At 62.0% G+C, this 18,206-nt stretch carries 12 protein-coding genes and 1 pseudogene; 10 read left to right on the top strand and 3 right to left on the bottom strand.

All coding sequences use genetic code 11. From position 1 onward, the window contains the following. Nucleotides 1–94: 94 nt before the first annotated feature. From OC605_RS19390 to tpx, 3 genes are all read right to left on the bottom strand, one after another. The gene (locus OC605_RS19390; protein ID WP_262138870.1) at nt 95–3,196 is read right to left on the bottom strand and encodes an MdtB/MuxB family multidrug efflux RND transporter permease subunit; all 3,102 of its coding nucleotides are present in this window, start codon (nt 3,194–3,196) and stop codon (nt 95–97) included. After that, entirely contained in the window at nt 3,193–4,497 is a 1,305-nt protein-coding gene (locus tag OC605_RS19385; protein ID WP_262138868.1) for an MdtA/MuxA family multidrug efflux RND transporter periplasmic adaptor subunit, read from the bottom strand. Before OC605_RS19385 ends, OC605_RS19390 begins: the two co-directional genes overlap by 4 nt. Before the next feature lie 174 nt (nt 4,498–4,671). Beyond that, nucleotides 4,672–5,172: a thiol peroxidase gene (gene tpx, locus OC605_RS19380; protein WP_016774621.1), complete on the bottom strand. Its 501-nt coding sequence runs from the start codon at nt 5,170–5,172 to the stop codon at nt 4,672–4,674. 513 nt (nt 5,173–5,685) lie between these two features. On the opposite strand from tpx, the gene OC605_RS19375 reads away from it, so the two are divergent. The 10 genes and pseudogenes from OC605_RS19375 to OC605_RS19330 all read left to right on the top strand — a co-directional run. Further along, complete coding sequence (locus tag OC605_RS19375) at nt 5,686–6,636, top strand: transporter (protein WP_262139059.1); 951 nt, start codon at nt 5,686–5,688, stop codon at nt 6,634–6,636. A 22-nt stretch (nt 6,637–6,658) separates the two neighbouring features. Further along, nucleotides 6,659–7,639, top strand: coding sequence for an AAA family ATPase (locus OC605_RS19370; protein WP_262138866.1), 981 nt, complete (start codon nt 6,659–6,661; stop codon nt 7,637–7,639). Continuing rightward, nucleotides 7,636–8,571: a DUF58 domain-containing protein gene (locus OC605_RS19365; protein ID WP_262138864.1), complete on the top strand. Its 936-nt coding sequence runs from the start codon at nt 7,636–7,638 to the stop codon at nt 8,569–8,571. The genes OC605_RS19370 and OC605_RS19365 overlap by 4 nt, the downstream gene beginning before the upstream one ends. Beyond that, nucleotides 8,568–9,167 carry a DUF4381 domain-containing protein gene (locus OC605_RS19360; protein WP_262138863.1) on the top strand — a complete coding sequence of 200 codons (600 nt, stop codon included), beginning with the start codon at nt 8,568–8,570 and terminating at the stop codon, nt 9,165–9,167. The genes OC605_RS19365 and OC605_RS19360 overlap by 4 nt, the downstream gene beginning before the upstream one ends. Then, complete coding sequence (locus tag OC605_RS19355) at nt 9,154–10,146, top strand: vWA domain-containing protein (RefSeq protein WP_262138861.1); 993 nt, start codon at nt 9,154–9,156, stop codon at nt 10,144–10,146. The genes OC605_RS19360 and OC605_RS19355 overlap by 14 nt, the downstream gene beginning before the upstream one ends. Nucleotide 10,147: 1 nt before the next feature. Then, entirely contained in the window at nt 10,148–11,728 is a 1,581-nt protein-coding gene (locus tag OC605_RS19350) for a VWA domain-containing protein (RefSeq protein ID WP_262138859.1), read from the top strand. Then, nucleotides 11,725–13,131 (top strand): BatD family protein, encoded by a 1,407-nt coding sequence (locus OC605_RS19345; RefSeq protein WP_262138857.1) that lies wholly within the window; start codon nt 11,725–11,727, stop codon nt 13,129–13,131. The genes OC605_RS19350 and OC605_RS19345 overlap by 4 nt, the downstream gene beginning before the upstream one ends. Next, nucleotides 13,128–14,148 (top strand): annotated as a pseudogene (locus tag OC605_RS19340) (HAD family hydrolase). The gene OC605_RS19345 and the pseudogene OC605_RS19340 overlap by 4 nt, the downstream one beginning before the upstream one ends. Before the next feature lie 71 nt (nt 14,149–14,219). Next, entirely contained in the window at nt 14,220–15,794 is a 1,575-nt protein-coding gene (locus tag OC605_RS19335; protein ID WP_016774612.1) for an arylsulfatase, read from the top strand. Between the two features lie 221 nt (nt 15,795–16,015). After that, the coding region (locus OC605_RS19330) for a fused MFS/spermidine synthase (RefSeq protein ID WP_262138855.1) at nt 16,016–18,206 on the top strand (2,191 nt) is incomplete at its 3' end.

Below are 18,206 nucleotides of genomic sequence, written 5' to 3'. Positions count from 1 at the left end.
CTCGCGAATGCGCCCTTACCTTCAACTTTGGCAGTGACTGACCTACCGCTTTCGCGAGCAGGCTCGCTCCCACAGGGGAGATATATTCCGACCGTCATACCGCGACCTCTTCACCTTCGGCTTTGGCTTTGCCAAAGCGCCTTCCGAGGCGGTCGAAGTACAGGTAAATCACCGGCGTGGTGAACAGCGTCAACACCTGGCTCACCAACAAACCGCCGACCATCACCAGACCCAACGGCTGACGCAGTTCCGCGCCAGACCCCGTGGCAAGCATCAGCGGCACTGCGCCGAACAACGCTGCCAGTGTGGTCATCAGAATCGGCCGGAAGCGCAGCAGCGCCGCTTGATAGATCGCCTCGGCCGGGGCCATGCCCTGGGTGCGTTCGGCGTCGAGGGCGAAGTCGATCATCATGATCGCGTTCTTCTTGACGATACCGATCAGCAGGATGATGCCGATGATCGCGATCATGCCCAGGTCGTTGCCACTGAGCAGCAACGCCAGCAAGGCGCCGACCGCTGCCGACGGCAAGGTCGAGAGAATGGTGATCGGGTGGATGTAGCTCTCGTAGAGCACGCCCAGCACGATGTACATGGTCACCACCGCCGCCAGAATCAGCAGCAGGGTACTCGACAGCGAAGCCTGGAACGCTTGCGCCGCGCCCTGGAACTGAGTCTGCACGCCGACCGGCATGCCGATGTCCTGCTGCACTTGCTCGATGATGTCCACGGCATGCCCCAACGCCACGCCCGGCGCGAGGTTGAACGACATCATCACTGCCGGAAACTGGCCGATGTGAGTGATCGCCAATTGCGCCTGACGCTCTTCGACATGCGCCAGACTCGACAGACGCACCTGCGCGCCGTCGGTAGTCTTGACGTGAATCTGATCCAGGGCCTGCGGGCCGATCTTCTCCCCGGCCTGGGCTTGCAGCACCACGCGGTACTGGCTGGCCTGGGTGTAAATGGTCGAAATCTGCCGCTGGCCGAACGCGTCGTACAGCGCATCGGTGATATTCGCCACCGACACGCCGAGGCGCGATGCGGCGTCGCGGTCGATCACCAGATAGACCTGCAAGCCTTTGTCCTGCAGATCACTGGCCACGTCGGTCAACTCTGGACGCTGCGCCAGGGCTTCGACCAGACGTCCGCTCCACTGGCTGAGCAATTCGGAGTCCGGCGAAGACATGCTGAACTGATACTGGGTGCGGCTGACCCGATCCTCGATGGTCAGGTCCTGCACCGGCTGCATGAACAGCCGAATGCCGACCAGTTTGCCCAGTTGCGGTTGCAGGCGCGCGATCACTTCGCTGGCCGTCAGATCGCGCTCGCCGTGGGGCTTGAGGTTGATCAGCAAGCGGCCGCTGTTGAGCGTGGCGTTGTCGCCGTCGACGCCAATGTAGGACGACAGGCTCTGCACCGCCGGATCTTCAAGGATGATCTTCGCCAGTTGCTGCTGCCGATCTCCCATCGCCGCGAAGGAGATCGACTGCGGCGCTTCGGAAATACCCTGAATCACGCCGGTGTCCTGCACCGGAAAGAAACCCTTCGGCACGATCACGTACAGGAACACGGTCAACGCCAGTGTGCCGATGGCGACCAGCAAGGTCAGCGGCTGATGCTTGAGCACCCAGCGCAGCATCCGCCCGTATTCGTTGATCATCCAATCGATGAACGCACCGCTGGCGCGATAGAAACGGCCTTGCTCGTGTTCCTGCGGTTCACGCTTGAGCAGACGCGCGCACATCATCGGCGTCAGGGTCAGCGAGACGACCAGGGAAATCAGGATTGCCACGGCCAGGGTGATGGCGAATTCACGGAACAGGCGCCCCACCACGTCGGCCATGAACAGCAGCGGAATCAGGACGGCGATCAGCGACAGGGTCAGGGAAATCAGGGTGAAGCCGATCTGTTTCGCGCCCTTGAGCGCGGCCTGCATCGGGCTGTCACCCTCTTCGATGAAGCGCGAAATGTTCTCGAGCATGACGATGGCGTCGTCGACCACGAAGCCAGTGGCGATGGTCAGCGCCATCAACGTCAGGTTGTTCACCGAGAAACCGGCGAGGTACATCACGCCAAAGGTGCCGATCAACGACAGCGGCACGGCCACCGAGGGAATGATCGTTGCACTGGCGCGGCGCAGAAACAGGAACGTGACCATGACCACCAACGCGATAGCGATCAGCAGTTCGTGTTGCACGTCGGTGACCGAGGCGCGGATGGTCTGGGTGCGATCCGTCAGCACAGTGACATCGAGGCCGGCCGGCAGGTTGTCGGTGATACTCGGCAGCAAGGCCTTGATGCGGTCGACCACTTCGATAACGTTGGCGCCTGGCTGACGCTGGATATTCAGCAACACCGCCTGATTCTGGTTGGCCCACGCGGCCAGACGCTCGTTCTCGGCGCCATCGACGATTTCCGCGACGTCCTTGAGCCGCAACGGCGCGCCGTTCTTGTAGGTCAGGATCAGATTGGCGTAGTCCTCGGGCGAGGTCAGTTGGTCGTTGGCATCGAGCATCGACACCCGGGTCGGGCCATCGAAGTTGCCTTTCGGCTGGTTGACGTTGGAGGCGCCGATCAGCGTGCGCACGTCCGACAGGTTAAGGCTGTTGGCCGCGAGCGCTTCGGGGTTGACCTTGATTCGTACCGCCTGACGCTGGCCACCAGCGATGCTGACCATGCCGACGCCGCTGATCTGGGCGATCTTCTGCGCCATGCGCGTATCGACCAAGTCATTGAGCTTGGGCAGCAGCATGGTTTTCGAAGTGATGGCCAGGGTCAGCACCGGGGTGTCCGCCGGGTTGACCTTGTTGTACACCGGCGGCGCCGGCAGGTCGGTAGGCAGCAGGTTGGTCGCGGCGTTGATCGCGGCCTGCACCTGCTGCTCGGCGACGTCCATGTTGATGTCGAGGCTGAAACGCAGGGTCAGCACCGAAGCGCCGCCGGAGCTGGTCGAAGCCATTTGCGTCAGGCCCGGCATCTGCCCGAACTGGCGTTCAAGCGGCGCGGTGACGGCGCTGGTCATTACGTCCGGACTGGCGCCGGGGTACAGGGTCATGACGCGGATGGTCGGGTAATCGACCTGCGGCAGGGCCGAAACCGGCAGCAGGCGATAAGCGATCAGGCCGGCCAGGACAATGGCCAGCATGCTAAGGGTGGTGGCTACCGGACGGAGGATGAACAGCCGCGAAATGTTCATGCGCCCTTCTTGGCCTTGTCAGCGGTGGTCGCATCGGGATTGGCGGCGGATTTGCCTTGCAGGTGCTCGGTCGGCGAGGTCGGCACTTCGCTGCTGTCATTGACCACTTCGACTTCGCTGCCCTCTTTCAAGCGATCGGTGCCTTCAAGCACAACGCGATCACCCGCGACGAGGCCTTCGGTGACCACGGTGTTGTCACCGTCGCTGGCACCGATTTTCAGTTGGCGAATGGTGACTTTCTTGTCGCCGTCCAGCGCATAGACGAAGGTGCCGTTGGTACCGAACTGGATCGCTGCCGACGGTGCCAGCACTACACCTTTGAGCGTGTCGGCCAGCAGGTGGACGTTGACGAACTGGTTGGGGAACAGTGACTGGTCGCGGTTATCGTAACGGGCCTTGAACTTGAGGGTGCCGGTGGCCACGTCGATCTGGTTGTCGAGGCTTTGCAGCACGCCAGTGGCTTGCAGCTTGGTGTCGCCGCGATCCCACGCTTCGGCAGGCAACTTGGCGCCGCTGCGGTAACGGGCCAGGACGGTGTCGAGGCTGTTCTCCGGCAGGGTGAAGGCCACGCTGATCGGTTGCGTCTGGGTGATCACCGCGAGGAACGTGGTGTCGTTGGCGGCGACGAGGTTGCCGACGTCGACCTGACGCAGACCGACGCGACCGGCAATCGGCGCGCGGATCTTGGTGAATTCGAGATTGAGCTTGGCATCGTTGACCGCGGCCTGATTGGTCTTGACCGTGCCCAAGTATTGGCCGACCAGCGCTTCGGCGGTGTCGAGGGTCTGTTTGGCGATGCTGTCTTCTTTATACAGCCCACGATAACGCTCGACGTCGACTTGGGCGTTTTTCAGTTGCGCCTGATTCTGCAGCAACGTGCCTTCGGCCTGGAGCAAAGCATTCTGGTAAGGACGCGGATCGATCTCGGCCAACAGGTCGCCCGCCTTGACCATCTGGCCTTCTTCGAAATGAATCTTCACCAGTTCGCCGCCCACCCGGCTGCGCACGTTGATGGTATTGAGCGCGGTGACCGTGCCCAGTGCCTTGTAATACAGCGGGAAGTCGCCCTTCACCGCCGGCGCCACACGCACCGGAATCGGCCCGGTACCGCCGCCGAAGCCCGGCCGCATCATTCCCGAGCGCCCGGTATGCCCGGCGGCCGCTTTGTCGCCGCCCGCCTTGTCAGCAGAGCCAGCGGGCCAGAATTTCCAGCACAGGACGGCGATGACCAACAGGACCAGCAGGCTGATCAGCCAGCGACGGGATTTGCGGGGGGACGATTGCATGGAGTTATTGACCATTGGGCGCGTGGGCTTCTATTACGGGAGGCTGAACGATAAGCACTGAGTGGATTTAAGCAAAGCAGCTTTACCGGCAATTTACCTTCCACTTACGTTTCAAGGTGTGAGGCAAAACCCTGATACACAAATGAAAACGGCCTGGACAGGGCCAGGCCGTTAACAATTGTAAAAGCCTTACTTGAGAACGGACAGTGCCGCTTCGTAGTTAGGCTCTTCGGCGATTTCCTTGACCAGTTCGCTGTGCAGGACGGTGTCGTTTTCGTCCAGCACCACAACGGCGCGAGCGGTCAGGCCTTTCAGCGGGCCGTCAGCGATGGCCACGCCGTAGTTTTCGATGAACTCGCTGCCGCGCAGGGTCGACAGGTTCTGTACGTTTTCCAGACCTTCGGCGCCGCAGAAGCGCGCCTGGGCGAACGGCAGGTCAGCGGAGATGCACAGCACCACGGTGTTGCTGATGTCGTTGGCCTGGGCGTTGAACTTGCGCACGGAAGTGGCGCAGGTCGGGGTGTCGACGCTTGGGAAAATGTTCAGGACTTTGCGCTTGCCAGCGAAGTCTTTCAGGGTGACATCGGACAGATTGCCGGCTACCAGGGAAAAGGCTGGCGCCTTGGAACCGGCTTGTGGCAACTGGCCGTTGACTTGAACCGGATTGCCTTTGAGGGTGACTTGAGCCATGACTTGAGTCCTTCTGTTTTTTGATTGGAAAGCATGCAAGAGGCGGAAGTTAACCACGAAATCGGCTGACGACCTATGCCCCGTTGGAAATTGTTGGGCGCTCGGCTGCGAGATTGTATACAAGTCCTGTAGGAGCGAGCCTGCTCGCGAAATCAGGTATCGATATCAGAAACGTGTGTCAAATGGACTACCGCTTTCGCGAGCAGGCTCGCTCCCACAGAAGTTTGCAGTGCCGCCCCAGCCACCTTCGATTCAGCCCGGCTCCGACCATCAGAGGTGTGATGTGCACACCCCGCCGCCCGCACCAACGAATTAATTGCTTCGACTGGCTAACCCCCGATTAGCTGCTAGTTTCAGAAGGACGTGTCCTACAGGCTTGATAAGCAAAGGGATAACGCAGTAGCGGCGCGACATTGCTCAGTTGTCCGGAAAAACACCATGGAATCGGGAATGATCTGCAGTCGAGCCGGGAATAGAGGATTTCTGCCGGGGCCGGATGGCGCGGCGTTCGCCATGCACAAGCCACGCAGCGGGCGCCTCCTCCTCTTGCTGTGCCTGGGCGTCAGTCCATCGCTGTTCGCTGCGGAAGGTGGCGTCGGCCGGCCGATCACGGGCCAGCAAGTGTTCGCCAATGCTGGCATCGTGCCGCCGGAGCCGGGCTGGGTAATGTCGTTGACCAGCATCTGGTACGACGGCTCGCTCAAGGGCAGCGACGGCGCACCGATTTCCGGCGCGATCAGTGGCGGGATCGACGTGAAAGTCTCCTACACCATGGCCAACTTCACCCATGTCTGGAACACCGGCAAGGGCCGCTGGAATTTCGCCTCGGCAATGGGCCTGCCGGTGCAATACACCGACATCAAGGCGAGCATCACCGGCCCGCGCGGGCGCACTTTGGGTGACAGCGATTCCGGCACGCAGTTTGCCGATGCGCTGATCACCCCGATTGCCGCTGGTTATCACTTCGACGAACTCAATCATCTCTCGCTGTCGCTACCGATCTACGTGCCGACCGGCGCCTATAACAAGGACCGCCTGGCCAACCCCGGACAGAATAACTACACATTCATGCCAACCGTGGCCTTTACCCACCTCGACGGCAAGGGCGGCGAGTTCACCTTGTCCAGCGGGCTGGAGTTCTACACCGAGAACGACGCTACCGATTATCGCAACGGCAACATCTTCACCCTCGACGCCTTCTGGACTCACGGCTTGGGCAATGGCTGGAACGCCGGACTTGCCGCCGGCTACGTGCAGCAACTGACCGACGACAAAGGCCAGACCGCCGATGTCTTCAATGGCTATCGCGGCCGTTCGGTCGGCGCCGGCCCGGTGGTTGGCTGGGCCGGAAAGTTCGCCGATGCCCAGGCCAATATCAGCGCGCGCTGGGTGCCGGAGTTCGACACCAAAAACCGCCCCGAAGGCAACGGCTTCAGCGTCAATCTGACCCTGGCGTTTTTCTAGACCCGGACACAAAGGACTGCCCATGACAGCGCTCACCGACCTCAACGCCCTGCAAGCCAGCATCGCCGAAGCGGTGCTCGGCCAGGATCAAGTCATCCGGCAGATTCTGCTCGGGCTGTTGGCCAATGGTCATTTGCTCCTGGAGAGTCTGCCCGGGCTGGCCAAGACACGCACGGTCAAGGCACTGGCCAAACACCTTGATGCCAAGATGAGCCGCATCCAGTTCACCCCCGACCTGTTGCCCTCGGACATCACTGGCGCCGAGGTGCTGCACCAGGTCGACGGCAAAAACGAGATCCGATTCCAGCCCGGCCCGCTGTTCGGCAATCTGATCCTCGCCGACGAAATCAACCGCGCCCCGGCCAAGGTCCAGGCGGCGCTGCTCGAAGCCATGGAGGAACGCCAGATCACCGTCGCCGGCAACAGCCATGCGCTACCGGAGCTGTTCATCGTCGTTGCGACGCAGAACCCGATCGAGCAGGAAGGCACCTACCCACTGCCGGAAGCGCAGATGGACCGTTTTCTGATGAAGGTGCTGCTCGATTACCCCAGCGCCGAAAACGAAAGCCAGGTGCTGCGCCTGCTGCGCAACGAAGAGTTTGCCCAAGGTGCGAGCACCACGCCGGTGAAGAATTTCACTTTGCCGCAAGAGGTGATTTTTGCTGCGCGCAAGGAAGTCAGCGCCGTGCACGTTTCACCGGCCATCGACACTTACCTGATCGACCTGATCAACGCCACCCGCCACCCCGCCGACTACGACGAAGACCTCGCACGCTGGATCGCCATTGGTGCCAGTCCCCGTGGCGGCATTGGCCTGGACCGCTGCGCCCGCGCCGATGCGTGGCTGCAGGGGCAGGATTTCGTTTCGCCGGACAACGTCCGCGCCGTGGTCCATCCGGTGTTGCGCCATCGTTTGCAGCTGAGTTACGACGCGGTAGCCGATGGCGTCAGCGCCGATCAGGTGCTCGACCGGATTCTCGACAAAGTGGCGATTCCCGCATGAACGACGAAGGTCTGGTCTACGTCTCTCTCGCGCAATTGATGGCGCTGGAGTTCAAGGCCCGTGACCTGAGTTTTCTTGCCCGGCAGCCGCAGGGCAGCATCCTCGCCGGCAACCACGCTTCGCGGCTGCGCGGTCGCGGGCTGAATTTCGACGAGTTGCGCCGCTATCAACCGGGCGATGACCTGCGCCACCTCGACTGGCGCGCCTCGTTGCGTACCGGCAAACCGGTGGTGCGCACTTTCACCGAAGAACGCGACCGCCCGGCCCTGATCGTGGTCGACCAGCGCATGTCGATGTTCTTCGGCTCGCAGCGCAGCTTCAAATCGGCAGTCGCCGCCGAACTCGCCGCGCTGGCGGCGTGGATGGTTTTTCACGCCGGGGATCGGGTCGGCGGTCTGGTCTTCAACGATCAGCGCATCGACAGCATCGCGCCTTTGCGCAGCCGCAAGCGTGTCGAAGCACTGCTTAGCCGCGTAGTGCAGCAAAACCGCGCGCTGAACGCCGGTAATCCCGACGCCGAAGATGAAGACCAATTGGACAAAGCCTTGCAGCGCTGCCTCGGTGTGGCCGGGCACGACCACTTGATCTGCATTGTCAGCGACTTTGCTGGCGCCGGTGAACGCACCTTGCAATTGATGCGGCAGCTGTCGGCGCACAACGATGTGATTGCCTTGCAGGTCTATGATCCGCTGGCGCTGAAACTGCCGAACAACGGTCGGCTGCTCGTCACCCAGGGCGAGTTGCAGGTCGAACTGGCGATCGAGAAACGTAACGTGCATCAGCCGCTGGGGGATTTTTTCAGCGGGCGGCTCAAGGACGTCGCCACCCTGCTGCGCCGCAGTCAGGTGCCGCTGATGATGATCAGCACCGCCGAGGACGCCCATGGGCAACTGCGCGCCGAACTGGGCAAAAGCGCCGGGGGCGCGCGATGAACCCGAACATTCCCGGCATCGATCAGCTCAAGGAGCTGGCCCTGCCTGCGCCCGTCAGCTATGCGCCGCAAACCTGGGGCTGGTGGCTGTTGCTGGCGGTGCTGATATTCGCCGCGCTGTTGCTCGGCCTGCGCAGATACTGGCAATGGTGCCGCGACCGCTATCGCCGTGAAGCCCTTGCCCGACTGGCACAGTTGCGCGGCCGCAGTGACGATCTCAATGCCCTGCGCGAATTGCCAGAGCTGCTCAAACGCGTAGCCCTGTCCATGCCCACTCGATCGCGGCGCTGGAATGCATTCCCCGTGGGAGCGAGCCTGCTCGCGAAGACGTCAGCGCATGCAATACCTCGATCCACTGACACAGCGCTTTCGCCAGCAGGTTCGCTCCCACAAGGGCCGGCGGCGCTTGGCAAAGATGACTGGCAGGAATTTCTGCAACGGCATTGCAAAAACAGAATGCCCGCCGACTTCAGCACGCAACTGGCCCAACTCGCCTACGCGCCGGACCCCATATTGCGCGCCCTCCCCGCAGCGCAACGGCAAATGCTCTTCGACAGCTGCCAATACTGGGTGGAGCATCACCATGTGGCAGCTTGATTACCCCTGGCTGTTGCTCCTGCTGCCGCTGCCCTGGTTGGCTTACCGCTTTTTGCCTGCCTACAACGAAGCCCGCAGTGCCGTGCGCGTACCGTTTTTCGGCGCGATGAGCCGCGCGGTCGGCGAAGCGCCAGGCACCGCGGGCAGTCGGCGCAATCGCTGGCAACTGCTGCTCAATGTGCTGGTGTGGGCGCTGATCCTGCTGGCCGTGTCGCGCCCGGTGTACGTCGAAAAGCCGATCGAACGCCAGCAACCGGTGCGCGACCTGATGCTCGCCATCGACCTCTCGCAGTCGATGGAAACCGAGGATTTCACTAACGCCCAAGGCGAAAAAATCAATCGCCTGGCGGCGGTCAAAGGCGTGGTCCAAGGCTTCATCGACAAACGCAAGGACGACCGCATCGGCCTGATTGTATTTGGCAGCGGTGCCTATCCACAGGCTCCACTGACCCTCGATCACGCCAGCCTGTCGTTGTTGCTGGCCGATACCGGGATCGGCATGGCCGGCCCCAACACGGCGATCGGTGACGCGATCGGGCTCAGCCTGAAGTTGCTCGACAAGGCCCATGAGCAGGAAAAAGTCCTGATTCTGCTGACCGATGGCAACGACACCAGCAGCGCCATTACGCCGGATCACGCCGCCGAAATGGCGGCCAACAAAGGCGTGGTCATTCATACCATCGGCATCGGCGACCCCGACGCTTCCGGCGAAGCGAAGGTCAATCTGCAAGGCCTCGAACAGATCGCCAATACCACCGGCGGCCGCTTCTTCCGCGCCGAAGATCGCGCGGCACTGGATCAGGTCTACACCACCCTTGACCAGCTCACCCCGCATCAGGTGAAAACCCTTAGCCATCAACCGCAGCGAGAACTGTTCTACTGGCCGCTGGGTGCAGCATTGCTGTTGTTGGCGCTGTATCAGCTCGGCGCGTTGTTGAACCCGCGTCTGATGGATGCGCGGCAACGGCAGGAAGCCTGAGATGGAAATCAACCTCAGCGATTTCCACTTTCTGCGCCCGCTGTGGCTGTTGCTTGCGCTGTTCGGCGCAATGCTGCCACTGATCTGGCGTCGCAGCCGCGACCTGCAAAAACGCCTGCGCGGCAATATCGCCGAACACTTGCTGCCGCACTTGTTGATCACCCCGCAGGATCACCAGCGCTGGCGCCCGGTGCACCTGCTCTGTGCGCTGCTGATCCTCGGTGCACTCGCCGCGGCCGGGCCGACGTGGGAACAGGATCGCCCGGACTTTCTCGAGAACCGCGCACCACTGATCGTTGCCGTCGACCTTTCGCCGTCGATGGACGCCAACGACGTGCAGCCGACGCGGCTGGAGGCGGTCAAGCACAAGCTGCATGATCTGCTGCAACGTCGCGCCGCTGCGCGGACCGCACTGATCGCCTATGCCGGCAGCGCGCATCTGGTGTTGCCACCGACCGACGATCCGGCGCTGCTCGATAGTTTCATCCAGGCCCTGGGCACGGGCTTGATCGACAAACCGGGCAAGAACGTCGCCGCCGTGATCGATCAAGCGAAACGCTTGCTCAGCGCCGAGAACACCCCGGGCAGTCTGCTGCTGATGACTGATGGGGCCGATACCACGCAACTCGATGATCTGCAAAAACACCTCGACGGCAGTGCCTTGGAGGTTCTGGTTCTGGCGGTGGGCAGCGAAGACGCGGGCGTCATCACTAACGCCAGCGGCCAACCGAAAATCGACAGTAGCGGGCGACCGGTGCTCGGCAGCTTCGATCAAGCGGCCCTCAAGCAATTGGCCTCGGCCGTCGACGCGCCGCTCGGCAGCCTGACCCTCAATAACGATGACCTGGAGTGGATCGAGTTGCACGCCCGCCAACACTTCCAGAGCGCCAGCGCCGAACAGCGCGAATTGCACTGGAAGGACGCCGGTTACTGGCTCTGCTGGCCGTTGCTGTTACTGGCGCTGTTCAGCGTACGCAAAGGCTGGAGCGTCAACTGGATGCCGGCGCTGTTTTTGGCCGTAGGGTTGGGCTGGCCTGCGGCGCCGGCGCAGGCCAACGCCCTCACCGATGCGTTTTTCACCCGCGACCAACAGGGCCGCTGGGCGTTTGAGCATGATCGTTTGCCCGAAGCCGCGGCGCTGTTCGTCGACCCGTACTGGAAAGGCGTCGCGGCCTATCACGCTGCCGATTACGACTTGGCAATGGCGACCTTCGCCCGCCTGGACACGCCGCAGGCGTACTTCTACCTGGGCAACATTTATGTGCGCCGCTTCAAGTTCGATCAGGCGATTGCCGCCTACAGCCAGGCGTTGAAACTGCAGCCGCAATTTCCCCAAGCGAGCGCCAATCTGGCCTTGGCTCAGGCACTGCTCAAGGACACCGAAAGCGCCGAGAAAAACGCTCCGCAAACCAAACCCGATGAAGTCAAATTCGACAAGGCACCCGGTAAAGGTCAGAGCAAAAAGGTCGAGACCCAGCAGGCGGCGTCCGACGCGCTGTGGCTGGAGAACCTGACCACCTCGCCGGCGAAGTTTCTAAGGCAGAAGTTCAGCTTGCAGGATCAGCAGGGTGACCGGCCATGAACCGTGTTGCGGCCTTCGCGAGCAAGCTCGCTCCCACTGGAAAACCGTGGACTCCAAGTGGGCGCGAGCCTGCTCGCGAAGAGGCCCGGACCCTCACCGCAAAACTCAGCGCACTGCTGCTGACCAGCCTGCTGTCTCTGAATGTTATTGCCGCCCCAGCGCAACTGAAAGTCCAGGCTCACCTCAACCCTAGTGAAGGCGCGATGGTCGGCGGTCTGGTCGAACTGCAACTCGACGTGCTCACCGACACCTGGTTCACCAGCGCCGCCACTCTGCCCGATCTGCAACTCGACGGTGCGCTGGTGATGCCGCCGAACGGCCAGGCGCAGCATCTGAACCAGACCATCGATGGCCAATCGTTCAATGGCTTGCGCTATAGCTATCTGATCACGCCCAACGTCGCGCGCAGTTTCGATATCCCGGCGCTGACCTTACGCGCCAGACTGGGCCAGGCCACTGAAGAAATCAGCGCACAAAGCCAGCCGCTGAGTTTCAGCGCCGCCCAGCCGCCCGGTTTCGCGCCCGGGGAGACGCCTATGGTCGCCAGTGGGTTGCGCTTGAAACAGATCGTTACCAATTCGGCCACGCCGCTGAAAGTCGGCGACAGCATCACACGTGAGCTCACCCTGCAAGCCGATGGCGCGCTGGCGATGGCCCTGCCGATTCCGACCTTCAGTGATGTCGCCGGCTTGAGCCGGTACGCGAAGACGCCACAAGTCAAAGCGCTGGATGACGGTCGCGGCAATATCCTCGGCGGCCAACGTGTCGACAGCGCCAGCTATCGCATCGACAGCGCCGGTACTTACACGCTGCCAGCCATCCGCGTGAAATGGTGGGATTCCGCTGCGAAGCAGATCCGTAGCGCTGAGGTGCCGGCCGTGAGCTTCGAGGCCGCAGCCAACAACGCCTATAAACCGGTGTTTTCGCTCGCCGAAGACCTCAGGCAACTGCAACAGAAGCACTTGCACTTCTCCAGCCGCTGGCTCCTCTGGCTGGCGCTGGCGGTCGGCCTCGCCGTCGCTGTGTACTTGCTGCGGCCCGTCGCCGTTCGCGCCCATCAACGCTGGCTCGCACATAAACGGGCGAAGCAATTGGCCTGGCAGCATTCGCCCGCTTTCGCCTGGCAACAGATCGCCCCGCAACTGCAAGCCAGGCCGGCGCAACTGACCGCGCTGTACCTGTGGCTGCGGCGTAGTCGTCTGGGCTTGAAACTCACGGGCGCCGGTCCGCGCTTGCAGGGATTGTTACGCGGGCTTTACGGCCGTCAGTCTGCCGCCGATCAAACACTTGTTCAGCTTCGCCAATCGTTGTCTACGCTTCAAAGTCAGGTCGCCCGGCAACAGGCGAAACCCGCACCGGCCCTGCGCCCGCTCAACCCTGTGCATGAGAAGGACTTCACATGATCAACCCGTTGCTGCGTCGCCAACGTTTCGGTTTCGCCCTGCTGTTGACACTGGTTCTGCCCCTGCTGGCACAGGCGAATGAACCGCTGCCGTCATGGAACGAGGGCCCGGCCAAAAAGAGCATCATCGAGTTCGTCCAGGCCGTGACCGACCAGAGCAGCAAGGACTTCGTCAAACCGGCCGATCGCATCGCCGTGTTCGACAATGACGGCACCTTGTGGAGCGAACAACCGGCGTACTTCGAATTGCTGTTTGCCTTCGACGAGGTCAAGCGCACCGCCGCACAACACCCGGAATGGAAAACCACACAGCCGTTCAAAGCGGTGCTGGAAAATGATCACAAAGCCCTCGCCGCGTCGGGCATGGAGGGTTTGCTGAGATCGTCGGCGCCACCCACAGCGGCATGACCACCGAAGCCTTCGATGACTACGCGAAAACCTGGTTCAGCCAGGCCCGCCACCGAAAACCGGCAAGCCCTACACGGAAATGATCTTCCAGCCGATGCTGGAAATGCTCGACTACCTGCGCAGCCAGAACTTCAAGACCTACATCGTTTCCGGCGGCGATACCGGCTTCATGCGCGCCTTCGCCGAGAAGGTCTACGGCATCCCGCCGGAACAGGTGATCGGTACCACGTTCGTCACCTCTTACCAGTTCAAGGACGGCAAAGCGTCGATCGTGCGCACGCCGAAAGTTGCTCACAACGATGACGGTCCGGGCAAACCGGTCAGCATCGATGCGGTCATCGGTCGGCGGCCGATCCTCGCCTTTGGCAACTCCGACGGCGACCTGCAAATGCTGCAGTGGACCGCCGCCGGGCCGGGCAAGCGCCTGATGGGGCTGGTGCACCACACCGATGCCAAGCGCGAGTGGGCTTATGACCGGCAATCGAATATCGGCCGACTCGACAAGGCCCTCGATGAAGCGAATTCCCGTGGCTGGACGGTGGTGGACATGGCGTCGGAATGGCGCCGGATCTATCCGTTCGATCCGCCGGCAACCGAGCAAGTGCAATAAGAAAGCGTGATGCAGGAGAGCAGTAAACGTTTTTCGCAAAAAACGACCCCCGTGCAAAAGGAGCAAGTCAGATGACTCGCATACGCAAGTGGCTACCGAAACTCGCCCTGGTGGCAACCTCGGTGATGGCGCTGTCGGCAACCGCCACAGCGGCTGAAAAACCCAACATTCTCGTGATCTTCGGCGACGACATCGGCCAGACCAACATCAGTGCCTATTCCATGGGCGTGGTCGGATACAAGACGCCGAATATCGACCGTATCGCCAAAGAAGGCATGATCTTCACCGATTACTATGCCGAAAATAGTTGCACGGCCGGACGCTCGTCGTTCATCACCGGGCAGACGCCATTGCGGACCGGCTTGTCGAAAGTCGGCATGCCGGGGGTTCCGGTGGGCTTGCAGCCACGCGATGTGACCATTGCCCAAGCGCTGAAAGCCCAGGGCTATGCCACGGGTCAATTCGGCAAGAACCACTTGGGCGACAAAGACGAATATCTGCCGACCAACCATGGTTTCGACGAGTTTTTCGGCAACCTGTATCACCTCAACGCCGAAGAGGAACCGGAGCGTCCGTACTGGCCCAAGGATGATGCCGAGTTCGTCAAGGCCGCCTCGCCTCGTGGCGTGATCCACAGTTTTGCCGACGGCAAGATTGAAGACACCGGCGCGCTGACCAAGAAACGCATGGAGACCATCGACGACGAAACCACTGCGGCAGCGCAAGCGTTCATCGAGAAACAGGCCAAGGCGGACAAACCGTTCTTTGTCTGGATGAACACCACACGCATGCATGCCTTCACTCACGTGCGCGAATCCATGCAAGGCCAAAGCGGCATGGTCGGCAACGAATATGCCGATGGCATGCTCGAGCATGACGGCGACGTCGGCAAGCTGCTCAAGACACTGGATGACTTGAAGCTGACCGAGAACACCATCGTTGTCTACACCACCGACAACGGCCCGAACCAATGGTCGTGGCCTGACGCTGCAACGACGCCGTTCCGCAACGAGAAAAACTCGAACTGGGAAGGCGCATACCGGGTACCGGCGATGATTCGCTGGCCGGGCAAAGTCAAGGCAGGCGAAGTCTCCACGCAGATGTTCTCCGGTCTGGACTGGTTCCCGACACTGTTGGCCGCCGTGGGCGACACCGACATCAAGGACCGCTTGCTCAAGGGCGCCGACATCGGCGGCAAGAACTTCAAAGTGCACCTGGACGGCTATAACCAGCTGGACTACCTGACGGGTAAAACCGACAAGAGCGCGCGCAAGGAGTTCTACTACTTCAACGATGACGGTGCGTTGGTCAGCATGCGTTTCAATGATTGGAAACTGGTGTTCTGTGAGCAGCGCGCGCCCGGCGGACTGCAGGTGTGGAGCGAACCGTTCACCTGCCTGCGTGTGCCGAAAATGTTCAACCTGCGCATGGACCCGTACGAACGCGCCGATGTCGTGTCTGACCAGTACTATGACTGGCTGACGAAAAACGATTATCTGATTTTCGACGGTACCCGCCGCGCGGCGAAGTTCCTGCAGACCTTCGTCGACTATCCACCTAGCCAGCGTCCGGCGAGCTTCAGCATCGACCAGATCCGCGAGGATGTGGACCGCCGTATCGAAGAAAAAATGAAGAAAGCCCAGTAATAGCGCTGTACCGCCGCTCGCCTTCATCGGCGGGCGGCCCTGTTTTCAACAAGCGACCGGGTCGGTTTCGTTCGCAAGCAGGCTCGCTCCCACAAGGTTTTCTGCGATCGTTCCCACGCTCTGCGTCCAATGCCGAAGCGGACGCGGAGCGTCCAGTGAGGCATTCCCACGCAGAGCGTGGGAACGATCAACATCAGCCAATCCATAACAAGGCTCACCGCATGTCCTCACGTATCGCCAGCAAGCCGTCGGCCATACCCGTTCCGCAAGTCGCGTCCACCACCTCAATGATCCCTGCCCTGTTGCTATGCATCTCCGGCGCGGCAGCGTTGGTCTATCAGGTGTTGTGGATCAAACAGCTGTCGCTGGTGGTCGGCGTCGAGGTCTACGCAATCACCACCGGCATCAGCGCGTTTTTCGCCGGGCTCGCGCTCGGCGGCTGGCTGTTCGGGCGCTGGGCCGATCGCTTGCAACAGCCGGTTCTGCTCTACGCCGGGCTGGAAGTACTGGTGGCGATACTCGGGGTTGGCGCGACAGTGGCGATGAGTCTGGCGGCCGGTGCGTTTGCCTGGTTGCAAGGTCATGTCGGCGTGCTTGCGTGGTTGCTGCCGTTTGCGCTGGTGGGCATTCCGGCGGTGTTGATGGGCGGGACACTGCCGGTGCTGGTGCGCGCACTGGCGGCTGAGCCGGGCAAGGCCGGCGGTCAGTTGTATGCGGCGAATACGCTGGGCGCGATCATTGGCACTTTGCTCGCCGCGTTCGTACTGATCGCCAGCCTCGGCGTGCGCGGCAGTGCGCTGTTCGCCGCGATGCTCAACCTGCTCGCCGCGGCCGGTGCGCTGTGGTTGCAGCGCCAGCAGCCAGTAGCGCTGGCCACACCGGTCAAACACGGCAACGCCAAAGCAGCCGACCGCACTGCGCTGTGGCTTTACGCGATCGCCGGGGGTGTGGCGTTGGGTTACGAGGTGGTCTGGTCGCAATCGATCGTGCAGTTCATGAGCACGCGCACCTACGCGTTCGCCGTGGTGCTGGCGACCTACCTGACCGGGCTGTTTATCGGCAGCGCCATGCTCGCCCGTCGCGTCGAGCGCATTCGCGACCCATGGGGCGTATTCGGTTTGTTGATTGCCGGTGCAGGCCTGCTTGCGCTGCTGGAGATCGCCGTGCTCGGCCGCTGGCTGGTGCTCGCGCAGAGCCATGCGGAAACCTGGCTGCTGAGTCTGGGCGTCAGCGAGCTGGCCGGTATGAGCGCGCGCTTTGCCGTGGCGGCGCTGAGCATCGTGTTTGTGCCGACCCTGCAGCTCGGCGCGGCGTTTCCTCTGGCGTTGCGCCTGAGTGTCGGCAGCGAACGTGTGGGCCGCGATGTCGGCGCCGTTGTCGCGTTCAACACCCTGGGCGGGATCATCGGTGTGATGCTTTGCGGCTTCGTATTGATTCCCTTGCTGGGACTTGTCCGCACCCTCGGTCTACTGGCGCTCGTCGCAGCGACAATCGGTTATATGGCGGTGCGCAAGGGCCATGGCGTGGCGAAAGGTCGGCGCCAGGCCGTGGTCGCACTGGGTCTGGTTTGCGTAGCGGTGGCGGTACTGACCCCAGCCGACAAACTGGCCAGCCTGTTGCCCGGCGCACGCAACGGCACGCTGGCCTTCTACGAGGAAGGACGCGGCGGCACGGTCGCGGTGGTCACTCAGGGACGTGGCGAAAACACCTTCCACCGTTTGTACATCCAGGGCGTGTCGAACACTGGCGATGCCATGCCGTCGCTGCGCTACATGCGCATTCAGGCGCTGCTGCCGCTGCTGATCCACAACGGTGATCCGCGCTCGACCCTGGTGATCGGCTTCGGCACCGGCATCACCGCAGGCGCCATGCTGCGCTATCCGGGTCTGGAACATCGCGTGGTTGCCGAGTTGCTGCCATCGGTGGTGAAAGCAGCGCCGTTGTTCAAGGGCAACTTCAATGCCGCCAGCGATCCCGGCGTCGACGTACGCCTGCGCGACGGTCGCCAGGAACTGCTGCGCAGTGCACAGACCTACGACGTGATCACCCTGGAACCACCACCGCCCTCCGCTGCAGGCGTAGTCAATTTGTATTCGCGGGACTTCTACCAGCTGGCCGCCAGTCGCTTGCAGGACCAGGGCATCGTTGCCCAGTGGCTGCCGCTGCCGACGCAGAATATCGACGACTCGCGCTCACTGGTGCGCAGCTTCCTCGATGTCTTCCCGCATGCCTCGCTGTGGACCAGCGAGTTCCATGAAATGCTGCTGGTTGGCTCAATGAAACCGATGCAACTGGACGCCGCGAAAATCACCGCGCGCTTCCAACAGGACAGCGTACGCAACACCCTGCAGGACGTCGGCATCGGCTCGGCGGCCGCGCTGCTGGCCCCCCGGGTCACCGATCGCACCGGCC

The sequence above is a fragment of the Pseudomonas sp. Marseille-Q5117 genome (genome assembly GCF_946901175.1).
Classification (GTDB): domain Bacteria; phylum Pseudomonadota; class Gammaproteobacteria; order Pseudomonadales; family Pseudomonadaceae; genus Aquipseudomonas; species Aquipseudomonas iranensis.
This window is presented reverse-complemented; position numbering and strand designations above follow the sequence as displayed.